The sequence below is a fragment of the Legionella drancourtii LLAP12 genome, assembly GCF_000162755.2.
In the GTDB taxonomy this organism is placed as follows: Bacteria; Pseudomonadota; Gammaproteobacteria; order Legionellales; family Legionellaceae; genus Legionella; species Legionella drancourtii.
Genome location: NZ_JH413823.1, coordinates 15,235 through 26,356, shown reverse-complemented (window position 1 = coordinate 26,356; position 11,122 = coordinate 15,235). Strand labels below are relative to the sequence as shown.

Genomic DNA, 11,122 nt, shown 5'->3' with positions numbered 1-11,122 from the left:
TCGAGCGTGTAGTGAGTTGCAAACAGCATTTAATAACTTGGATGACAAGATAAAATCTGTATATTTGCGTGGAAATAATTTAGGTAAAAAAACTGGAGAGGATGCTGCGCTTGTTTTCTCATCATTCAAACATGCTACTCATGTGGATTTAAGTTTTAATGAGTTTAACGTTCAAAAAAATCTGGCTATTGGATTAAAAAGTTTTGCCTCAACTCAAGTTTCCTCATTGGATCTGACTTCTAATAATTTAGGTTATAAAGATAATGAGCAACTCAAAAGTGCGGTTGCTGTGCTTATAGGTTTAAACTCATTGAATATGAGTAATAACAAATTGAATACGAAAAGTGAAGAAGAATTACAAACACTGTGTTCTGCTTTTCCTAGCAACTTAGAGCATCTTGATATAAGCAACAATGAATTGGGCGATAAAATTAAAGTAATTAGAAAATTACCCCCAAATATCACCTCTTTAAATATTTGCGATAATGCCATCAATGAATTAGCAGTTGAGGAAATTAATAATTTGAAAGATTTATTAACTCATTTGCACACCATTTATATCAGTATTGATGAATTCAACAAAATGACCCCAAAGCAAAAAAAGGCTTGGGAACCAATTCTTACAACCATCAATAAAGTTGTTTTTCTTAATTCAGCAGAAAAAGAAGTTATACCTGAGCAATATCATTTTTCAACCAATCGGGAAGGCTTTTTTGCACGAGATTATAACAAAAAAGAGCACGGTATTATTGAGTCATTTAAGCTTTTTGCTAAATCTATTTCTGATAACCTACGAAAATAAAATCAAAGAGGCAAATTCTTTGCCTCTTTTTAAATAATAACTTTCGCATAATTAAATCTATGCGATTAGATTTGTTCTTTATTAATTTATGCTTGAATTACAATCCAAATTATACGATTAGATTTTTATAATTAATATTCTGTAATGCCATTGTTTTATAATGGATAATTATATTTTTTCCGATTGAAATGAGTGAAATTTTAGGAGAGATAATTTTTTTTATTTAGGTCTATTTGACTGAATAAAGTGCTATTTTAGATAGTCTAATTCGCATTTGCCCAAATCCCCCTATTAGTGCTTATGTTGCTGGAAGATTTTTGCAAGAAGAGAGTACCACTTACGTGATAAGCATGAATAATTTGTTTACTTGAATACGTTTAGATCCGGCAATCTCCTGTAGTTATCTGCAAAGAGATTGTCCGGATTTTCTTACTTCTGTAGCTCCAGATAAAATAAAATTTAGAGCTTTGGCTTTTAGAATCTCGGTTGAATCTGATCATGAGCCTTTTCTTCAAACTCTACTAAGCTTGTTGTTTTTCCCCACCAAGGTTGCTTGGAAAAGAATCCTAATGAATACCTGCTAATATTGAGTGCATCAACCAGAGACTCACTATAGAGCCACCCTGAAAACCCACCATTTTGGAGTTCACCATTGAGCCAAGTAGCCTCTTCCGGCTCAATATACTCCCTATATTTATAATGAATCATATTTTCAAAGGTAAAATCGTATTTAGAGCAAAATCGCTTAGCTTCATCCGAAAAGTCAAACCAAAGTCTACCGATGGGTAAAGGTAGCGTTTTCCAGTGTCCTTCACAAGGGATTTCAGCATCGAACTCTATTGCAAAACCTTCTAAATAATCTTTTACTATAATCGCTTTTTTCAAATCTAAAAGAGCATATTTTATTAACCTAATCTTATAATTAGTTGAAAAGAATATACTTCTTTTATCCTGAAGCTTATCAATGGCCTCTTCTGCCCAAATTTTAATCTGCGCATAGTCTTCATGTCTTTGGGCTCTTGCCTGTTCTTGACTTTTAGTAGGTGTTGGCATACTTACTCCTGAATTAAAAAAAGCCAATATTATCACAGATAATAAGTCCAATTAATACTCTGTTTGCTAAGTTGGAGTTCTTTTCAGGAAGGTACGAAATTTCCCAGAACATCCTTATAACCTTTCATCACTCCAGGCTGTAACCAGCTAACTCCTCAACATCACGGTAACTCAATGAATAAGCCAAGTACCATCTAAATGTCCTGCTTAAAATGGCGCCACTTAAAACTCAGCATCTCAGATCGTTTCCTTGCAAAAAGACAGAGCCTACTCTGGGTTTTAATTTTTTGCGACAAAACCCCAATGACTGTTATCCCCTTATTTATCTTGTAAAAACGCCCTTCTGCAAAGGAATCAATTTCATTTTTCCTTAATAATCGCACTGTAAAATGTGTTTTTTTTATCACTCATTGGAAACTTCATGAATAAAAATTTGTCTGAAAAAATGAATCTTGTTTTACAAAAAGAATATCTGATTATCACTCCAAGCGATCCACATCCTTATCTTGGCACAGAAAGTGTCCGAGGATGCTATGCCGTATTTATCCATCATCCTCAAAGAAGCGCGGTGTTGCATTGGGATGATAATTGCTGCCATTTGAGCCTAAAGGAATATGTCAATGAATTTTTAGATGACAGTATTCTGTTATCCGACTGCTCAGTTGCACTAGTGGGGGGATGGAAAGATAATATTGAGTCCCAAAAGAGCGGAAATTTTTTATGTGAGTATTTTCAATCTAATTGCAAACACTTGGATTTGTCCAATTTTCTAATTAAAAAATCCCAAGGTTCTCTCGAGGAAACAGGGTTTTCTTTGGTTTATATAAACACCTCAACGGGAAATATTGTAGCGAACTCCAATTGGCAACACTACGCCCCTAATGACAAAAAATATCGTGGCAAAGACGTTGAAAACCGCATGAAGAATTGTGTGCTACTCGATCAGACGCATTTGCAAAATAACCTCAATGAAAACTCCGGTTCAAGAATCTATGCCCGCGATAAATTTAACGACCTCCAGCATGAACAATCTAGCCGACTCTGCATGGCTGTTCAACGTGATGACATTAATCAGCTAGTAAAGTTAATTGATGAAGGCATTACCCATGTTAATGTCTGCCCTCGCAACACAAGAGGTTGGACCCCTTTACACTATGCATGCAAGCTAGGTAAATTTGATGCTGCTTTATTGTTAATTCAAAATGGCGGTGACTTATACAAAAAAAATGATGCCAATAATGCACCTATTGATTTTTTGACTCGTGGTTCTTTTGAATATGAAAAACTATTTACAGCGTATCGCGTGGTTGTAAAACACTGCTCAGTTAACAAACAAGCACTACTCTCCTTTTCGTTGTTCTCCAGACATAAAGAAACGATTAATGAGAAAGAACGGGAAATATTATCAATCATTGATGGTGGCTTGAAAACAAAAGAAGGCATTTCGGAACTTAACAAGATGTATCTTTAGTAGGGAAGTGACCATAATTGTCACTTCCCAATAAAGCTATAGCTTTAAGAGAACTGATAGGTATTTGGGAATCTGAGAGTTAAGGTGCTCTAATAGTTTCAAAACCAGCCAGCCCCTCTACCTGGCTGGTTTTGTCGCAAAAATATTTTTAGACTATGAATAGAGTTATTTTTGGCGATTTTACGCCTGTTATAATTTACGCGAAAAAACCCATCAATTACTCAATTGCTTTTCTAACTCGCAACAAAATACCCCGCGTAAGTCATTAATAAACGAAAAAAAAGGGCTATTAATGCTAAAAAGCCAACACTACTGGCCCAGATTAACATGAGCCAGCCCAATCGTTTCCACCATAGTGTTTTCATTAATGATAGCCCTCATTTGAATTTACTTTGCCACGAAACACATAATAAGCCCAAGAGGTATAAACTAGGATAAACGGAATAATAAATAAAGCACCCACCAAGGCAAATCCCATACTTTGCTCAGGGGCAGCCACGTCACGCATCGAAATATTCGGGGGAATAATATTAGGCCACAAGCTGATTGCTAACCCCATGTAACCTAAGAAAAGAATTACTAATGCTAAAAGAAAAGGAGCAACATGGGTTTCGTGACGTAATTTTCTTAACATAATATAAGCAGCAACAAAGGCCAGCAAAGGAAGCGGTGCTAAAAAGAACACATTGGGCATGGAAAACCAACGTTCAGCAATGTACTCATGACTTAAAGGCGTCCAGATACTGACAATGACCATAACCAGTAAGAGTAGACATAAAATAGGTTTGGCAATCTTAATCATCTTTTTTTGCAGTTGTTCTTCGGTTTTCATAATTAACCAAGTGCAACCTAAAAGTGCATAAGCCACAACAAGACCAAAACCAGTAAAAAGACTAAAAGGAGTAAACCAATCAAGACTCCCCCCGTTAAAGACTAAGCCTTGCACCTGTGATTTCAGTTTAAAACCATTGATAAAAGCACCTAAACTTACTCCCTGGAAAAAGGTTGCGATATAAGAACCGCCAATAAATGCTTTATCCCAAAAGGGCTTATGATTATCTGTTGCCTTAAAACGAAACTCAAAAGCAACACCTCGCCAAATGAGACCACAAAGCATAAAAATAAGTGGCATATAAAGTGCAGTAAGAATGATAGCGTAGGCTTGAGGAAAAGCAGCCAAAAATCCTACCCCACCAAGAACAAGCCAGGTTTCATTACCATCCCAAACAGGGGCTACCGTATTCATCATCAGATCTCGTTCTTTACGATCAGAAATAAAAGGAAAAAGAATGCCAATACCAAGGTCAAAGCCATCCATGATAATGTACATCATCAAGCCAAAACCAATAATCAAAAACCAAATCAGCGGTAGATCAATGCCCATAATTCATTACTCCTTGCCTATACCTGGTTCAAAAGTAGGATCAATATTATCAGGTGCTGCCGATAAAGGTCGTGCAGGTCGATGTAGATCCTTCATGTCTGGTTCCTCATCCTCTCCTTCAATTTTCGGTCCTTGAGCGATTAATCTTAATAAATAATTAATGCCTATACCAAAAACACTCATGTAGATCACGATGAATATAATAAGCGAGATTGATAATGTAAGCGCCGAGTGATTGGATACGGCATCTTTAGTACGCATGAGGCCATAAACAACCCAAGGCTGTCGCCCTATTTCTGTAGTATACCAACCAGCAAGAATGGCAATAACTCCAGATGGTCCCATAAGAAGCGCAAATTTCAAGAAAAGCTGAGATTGATATAACTTATTTTTTATACGTAAAAAAAGACTAATCAAACCTAAACCTAACATTAATAAACCAAGGCCAACCATTAATCGAAACGTCCAAAAAACAATGGTTGCATTCGGTCTATCCTCTGGCGCAAAATCTTTAAGTGCAGGAATCTGGCCTTTTAAATGATGCGTTAAAATCAACGACCCCAGATAAGGCACTGTTAATTCATAATAATTTTTCTCTGCAGCCATATCTGGTATAGCAAATAAAACCAAGGGCACTGATTCATTGGGGGTATTTTCCCAGTGTCCTTCTATAGCAGCAATTTTTGCAGGTTGATATTTAAGCGTGTTTAGGCCATGTTGATCGCCTAAAAATATTTGTACAGGTGCAGCTATTAAAATCATCCACAAAGCCATTGAAAACATAAGTTTCACTGCACGAGATTTATTCTTCTTTAACAAGTGCCAAGCCGCCGATGCCGCAACGAATAAAGCCGTTGCCAGAAAGGCAGCAACAACCATATGTGCAAGTCGATAGGGAAAAGAAGGATTAAAAATTACTTGCAACCAAGATAGAGGAACAACCTGATGATTCACAATGGAGAAACCTTGTGGCGTTTGCATCCAACTGTTCGAGGCAAGAATCCAGGTTGCAGAGATTAAGGTCCCCAGAGCAACCATAATTGTAGAAAACCAATGCAATCCAGGCCCTACTTTATGCCAACCAAAAAGCATTACCCCCAGAAAACCAGCTTCAAGGAAAAACGCGGTTAAGACCTCATACATTAGTAAAGGCCCGGTAATTGTTCCGGCAAAAGAGGAAAAATTAGCCCAGTTGGTACCAAATTGATAGGCCATTACCAACCCGGAAACAACACCCATAGCAAAATTAACCGCAAATATTTTTGACCAAAAATGATAAAGATCGCGATAGACAATTTCTTTTTTATAAAGCCATAAACCTTCAAGAAGAGCTAAATAACTCGCCAAACCGATTGTAATTGCCGGAAATATAATGTGAAAAGAAATGGTGAATCCGAACTGAATTCGGGCTAACTCCAAGGCATTAAGACTAAGCATAAACTATTTCTCCTAAACCAAAATTTTCTGGGGCAGAAATGATTGTTGCATCAATTCAACTAATAATTGTAAAGATTTCTTAACTAAAGCCTCAGTTGCTGCTGCGCCAAGTGAAATGCGTACCGCATTTACTGGATTTGTTTCTTCAATGGCAAAAAGATAACTAGGGACAATGGCGAGGCCAAATTGATTGGCATAAGCCGCAAAGTCTCTAGCTTGCAAATAATTGGGTAAATAAAGCCAGAGATGGTGTCCCGTGCGATGTACATTAAAAGAATAGGCCGATAATATTTTTTTAGCAATAAGCTGCCGCTGCCCTATTTCTTTCTTAATTGTTGCAAGTATTTTTTCAGCGTCACCAGTACTAATTAACGTAGTTGCCAGAGCTAACGTTAGTGGTGAAGGCATTAACGAGGTTGTGCGTAGCATAGCGGCCAATTGCTCTCGCTCTTGAAATCCGGGACTAATAACGTAAGCAACTCGGAGCGATGGGCTTAAAGATTTTGATAAGGTTGAGATATGCCAAGTCCGTTCAGGTGCTTTAACTAAAAAAGCCGCTGGTGCATTATCCACAAGAGCACTATAGGGATCATCTTCAATAATTTTGACATCAAATTGGCGGGCAATGGCAATAATTTCATCCCTTCGGGCATCTGGCATGATGGCTGTTGTAGGATTATCAAGTGTTGGAATAAGGTAAATCCCTGCGGGTGTCTCCTGCTTACAGAGTTCATTAAAAGCCGCAGGTATAATTCCGTCTGCATCCATTTTCAATGGGTTAAGTCTTAATCTTTGATTTGCCGCAATTGCTTTCAACCCTGGATAAGTAAATTCACCAGCGCAGATAAGAGAATCGGGTTTAAAAAGTAGATTGCATAAAGAGAATAATGCATTCTGAGCACCAGCTGCGATCACAATACGTTCTCTTTCTATATGGCCAAGCCTGGATTTAAGCCATAGAGAGGCCGCATACAAATCATGTTGTGAATGGTTACTTTCCTTATATCCTAGAGATAAACTGGGTTTATTGAGTAGAAGTTCATTGAGTATCTGGGCAAATTTCTTATTTAAATAGGCAGGTTGAGGCGCAATATTCATACTTAAATCAAGTTCAGAATGAGCCTGTCCCTCCTCGTTCTGTTGAAAAGCGCGGCGAACATGAGTGCCATCCCCTCTTTTGGCTTCAATAAGCCCCCTACTAGCCGCTTCATTCAATGCCCGTGTTACTGTAGTTAAATCAATATCTAAAGCTTTAGCAATTTGGCGCTGTGAAGGCAGACGTGTGCCATCCATTATAAGACCATTATTGATATCTTCTGCTAAGGCCTCAACAATTTGCATGTATTTGGTTTTAACTTTGTTACTAAAACGCGGGATCCAATAGGTCATCATTCACTCTAAAATAGTGCTTTTATAGAATAGTTTAGCACTTATTTATTGACTATCCATACATTATAAACCAAAATTACAGGTAAAATATACATACATTATAAAATTGTATGGCTTATTGCCCGGAGTTTAAACCATGTCTTTTATCAAAAAATTTAAAAAGTTTTATCAATCCTCGGTGGAAAATAGAATACAGCTCCTTGTTTTTCTGGCTTTTGTAATTATTCCCATTATCGGCATGACTGGTTTGTATATTTGGGTTAATGTTTTTTGGTTGTAGTCTCAAAATGAGCCGACGTGCACTAGCCCTCCTCTTCGAGACAACGTTACGTACCGAACAAATTTTTCATTTTTTCCGTAGCATAAGTCAACTCTAAAACAATTTGAGGCTCCATCGCTGAATGCCCTGCCGCATCAACAAAAACCAAATCCGAACCAGGCCAGAGTTTATGGAGTGTATAAGCATTTTTCGCCCGCGTTATCGTGTCATAACGCCCATGCACGATAATCAGAGGAAGGTGGTTAATTTTTTCGATATTATCGATTAATTGATTGTCTTTCATGAAAAAATTATTGGCACTGTAATGAATAAATGTACGTGAAATACCTAGTGTTAACGTGTCATCGGCCATAAAACGCTTTAATTGTTCCGGTAAAAGTTTCAAAAAAGAGCAGATGACATCGTATTTAAAGAAGGAATGTGCTGCTGGTATTGAAATACTTGGATCAGGATTCATCACTAACCGATGATAAGCGTGCAACAAATCCCCCTGCTCCTCCTTAGGTATAAAATCATTAAATTCCTGCCAAATATCAGGAAAGGTATCTCGCATGCCATACCATAAATTTAAATTTTCACTTTTTTGCGCAAGAAATACCCCCCTGAGTATAAATCCAAGAGCCCGATCAGGATAAGCTTCACCGTACGCAAGAGCCAGCGCACTCCCCCATGAACCGCCAAAAATAAGCCATTTATCAATCGCTAGACTTTTTCTTAATACCTCTAAGTCATTAATAAGATCCTGGGTTGTATTATCGCTCAGCTCACCAAAAGGTTTCGAACGTTTGGCTCCGCGTTGATCTAATAAAATCACTCGCCAAAAAGCAGGATCAAAAAAATTTCATATCATCATCACTGCATCCGCCGCCAGGACCACCATGTAATACGATCACAGGAATACCTTCTGAGTTCCCATACTCTGCATACCATAATTTATGCATTGGTGATACGCTCAAATACCCCTTGTGAAATGGCTTGCTCACTGGAAATATCGCTGGTTTGATTGGCACTGCAGATGTATATCCATATTTAAACGCAATTAATAAAACCGGGACAATTAATGCGGAAAAAATGAAAAATATATAAAAGGCTTTAACCATGCGAATAACCCTTAAAAATTAATAAAACACGATGTCTAACCATTTTTGCAGTGGGTTGTTAACTTTAATTTGATAAGAAACAAAATAAGTCATTATTGCTAAACTGACTGCAGCGATAAATAAATGACCACAATAGAATAATACCGCACCTAGGCGACAAGAAACAAAATTAGATTACTCAATTTTTTATGCAATATTTTCAATGATTTATTTTATCTGGTGAGACAAACTACTAATTTATATGCATTAATGATAGATTTCTTTACGGCCGCACCGTGGAGTGTGAAAATATCTCAATATTGTAAGGAAGCACAATGAAATTATCAACCTATGGCATGTGGGAAAATCCTCGCCTTGATTTAGTAGATGCTCTTGTTAAAGATTTAAAGCTTGATTGCAGTAAGGAACAAATCGATAAAGCGTTGCTTGAACCGGTGATAACTGAAATTATTGATACATCCTACAGCTATCAAAAAATGCTGCAGGAAAAACAACCTGAACTTAGCCTAAAAGAAAAAACTTTAGCCACTTATAATGTAGCATTATCTACAATGCTATCAACTCTGGCGAAATCATTGAATAGATCTGAGACGCTGTTTCGAAAAATTTATTTCTGCATCTTTGGCTTTATCCAACCAAAACATTGATTATTTAATGCAGTTAGCAACAATAAGCAGGCAAATCAAAATAAATGGCGTTCGAGAGCTTTATGGAAACAATTTTTCTGCGTCTTATCCCTCATTAGCACAAGCATTACCTTTAGAGGATCTTCAATTAATTGAAAAAGCAACAAATGCCGTAAGGGAGGCAATTCAACAGGATTGTCCTGCAGAAATTTATCCAATAATGGCAAAACATATAACCTATATGGAAGAAATTTCTAAGCAAAAAATAGCTGCCCACAAATTTTCAGAAGAATTCAAAAGGGAAACGGGTATGACAATGGACGAATTTAAATCTCAAATACAATTGAGTAAACCATCAGTAAGTTTGGTAGGACTCTTTAATGATAGAAGTAAATTAAAAGAAACCATTCAAAAAAATCCGGGAGTTATGTTCAGCGTCTTAGTCAGCATCTAAATACTTAACCTCGGCAAGGTTTTATAAATCAAAAATAGGTTGGTGTTGAGCATGCGAAATCCAGCAAAGAAATGAAGCGACTTCCATAGTCCTGGACGCACAGCCATTAAGCTAAGGAAATCTGTCATTCTCGCGTGACCTTGTTGCGTGGATAAATATAGTGGTAAATAGCGGGCTATAATGACTACATCCACGCTGGAGGAAAATATCTATTCAGCAATTGCTTAATATGACTAGTGGAATTCCTAATTTTACTCGAACCGAAGCATTTAAGAAATTAATTGAACATGAGCCAACCACTTACCACTCAATCTCATTCTTTGTAAATTTAGCTTATGGACAAAAGGATGAATTCATGCCAGGTAAAGGCTGGCATTACTCTAATACAAACTACTATCTATTAGGAATGATAATTGAAAAAATCACTAATCAGAGTTTACCCCTTGAATTTCAACAACGCTTTTTTAAACCACTCAATTTGAACAACACATATTATTCAATAAGTTCCTACCCCATATCCATTTATAAGCGGCAAGTTCTTGCGTATTTAGATAACAAAGATGTGACAAAAGAGAATCCTGCTTATTATGGTCCTGCTGGTGGCATGCTGATGAACATTCGAGATTTACTCATATGGACAGAAGCCTTATTCACACCAGGAAAAATCTTGTCAAAACATTCATTAGATCAACTGAGGCAAACTCAAGCAGTTCCTCCAAATCCTCCCAAGCCAAACAATGCTCGTTACGGTCTTGGCATATATTCCTTAGAAATCCCTGGTTATGGTTTAGTTTGGTGGTATACAGGAGTTATTAACGGATATAGTAGTATTTTCATGTGGATACCTAATAAAAAAACCATTCTTGTGGCTCAAATCGATCGCTGGAAAGACAATAATTTTGGTCTATTAATGCCAGGACAAAATTTTATTAATACAATTTTGGAGACAATTTAAAAGCGTACGTTTCTATATCATTAGATTTTAATTCATCAAGTGAAAAAACTATGCAGAGTGAGATAAGCTAGTAACTCATCTTGCTGATAACATCAATGTCTCTTAGCGTACGTTTTCGTATCATTGGACTTCAAACCCCGTGCGACACGAAGTCGCCAACTAGAGCTGCGG

The 11,122-nt window shown here is 37.1% G+C and carries 11 protein-coding genes and 2 pseudogenes; 5 read left to right on the top strand and 8 right to left on the bottom strand.

Annotated elements, in window-relative coordinates; translation table 11 throughout:
* The first annotated feature begins 16 nt into the window (after positions 1-16).
* On the top strand, positions 17-802 hold the full coding sequence (locus LDG_RS09535) for a leucine-rich repeat domain-containing protein (protein WP_040535231.1): 786 nt from the start codon (positions 17-19) through the stop codon (positions 800-802).
* 474 nt (positions 803-1,276) lie between these two features.
* Here the strand turns inward: LDG_RS09535 and LDG_RS09530 are convergent, their stop codons facing one another.
* Positions 1,277-1,855, bottom strand: coding sequence for a hypothetical protein (locus LDG_RS09530; RefSeq protein ID WP_006871106.1), 579 nt, complete (start codon positions 1,853-1,855; stop codon positions 1,277-1,279).
* Positions 1,856-2,000: 145 nt separating this feature from the next.
* A pseudogene (locus LDG_RS20825) lies at positions 2,001-2,091 on the bottom strand (IS6 family transposase); the annotation flags it as partial.
* 185 nt (positions 2,092-2,276) lie between these two features.
* Here LDG_RS20825 and LDG_RS09525 point away from each other — a divergent pair.
* Complete coding sequence (locus LDG_RS09525; RefSeq protein WP_006871104.1) at positions 2,277-3,326, top strand: ankyrin repeat domain-containing protein; 1,050 nt, start codon at positions 2,277-2,279, stop codon at positions 3,324-3,326.
* Positions 3,327-3,559: 233 nt separating this feature from the next.
* Here LDG_RS09525 and LDG_RS18975 read toward each other — a convergent pair whose 3' ends face one another.
* The 6 genes from LDG_RS18975 to LDG_RS18500 form a co-directional block, all read right to left on the bottom strand.
* On the bottom strand, positions 3,560-3,691 hold the full coding sequence (locus LDG_RS18975; protein ID WP_006871103.1) for a DUF2474 domain-containing protein: 132 nt from the start codon (positions 3,689-3,691) through the stop codon (positions 3,560-3,562).
* The gene (gene cydB / locus LDG_RS09520; protein WP_006871102.1) at positions 3,691-4,710 is read right to left on the bottom strand and encodes a cytochrome d ubiquinol oxidase subunit II; all 1,020 of its coding nucleotides are present in this window, start codon (positions 4,708-4,710) and stop codon (positions 3,691-3,693) included. Before cydB ends, LDG_RS18975 begins: the two co-directional genes overlap by 1 nt.
* A gap of 6 nt (positions 4,711-4,716) precedes the next feature.
* Entirely contained in the window at positions 4,717-6,147 is a 1,431-nt protein-coding gene (locus tag LDG_RS09515; protein WP_006871101.1) for a cytochrome ubiquinol oxidase subunit I, read from the bottom strand.
* 12 nt (positions 6,148-6,159) lie between these two features.
* A complete protein-coding gene (locus LDG_RS09510; RefSeq protein WP_083821410.1) occupies positions 6,160-7,539 on the bottom strand; it encodes an aminotransferase-like domain-containing protein in 1,380 nt (459 codons plus the stop codon).
* 323 nt (positions 7,540-7,862) lie between these two features.
* Positions 7,863-8,630: an alpha/beta fold hydrolase gene (locus LDG_RS09505; RefSeq protein WP_006871098.1), complete on the bottom strand. Its 768-nt coding sequence runs from the start codon at positions 8,628-8,630 to the stop codon at positions 7,863-7,865.
* A gap of 16 nt (positions 8,631-8,646) precedes the next feature.
* Positions 8,647-8,916: a hypothetical protein gene (locus LDG_RS18500; RefSeq protein ID WP_006871097.1), complete on the bottom strand. Its 270-nt coding sequence runs from the start codon at positions 8,914-8,916 to the stop codon at positions 8,647-8,649.
* 314 nt (positions 8,917-9,230) lie between these two features.
* Between LDG_RS18500 and LDG_RS09500 the strand changes: the two genes are divergently transcribed.
* The 3 genes and pseudogenes from LDG_RS09500 to LDG_RS09490 form a co-directional block, all read left to right on the top strand.
* Complete coding sequence (locus tag LDG_RS09500; protein ID WP_006871096.1) at positions 9,231-9,563, top strand: hypothetical protein; 333 nt, start codon at positions 9,231-9,233, stop codon at positions 9,561-9,563.
* A 7-nt stretch (positions 9,564-9,570) separates the two neighbouring features.
* The gene (locus LDG_RS09495; RefSeq protein WP_006871095.1) at positions 9,571-9,996 is read left to right on the top strand and encodes a hypothetical protein; all 426 of its coding nucleotides are present in this window, start codon (positions 9,571-9,573) and stop codon (positions 9,994-9,996) included.
* 202 nt (positions 9,997-10,198) lie between these two features.
* Positions 10,199-10,951: pseudogene (locus tag LDG_RS09490) on the top strand (serine hydrolase domain-containing protein); the annotation flags it as partial.
* Positions 10,952-11,122: the final 171 nt, after the last annotated feature.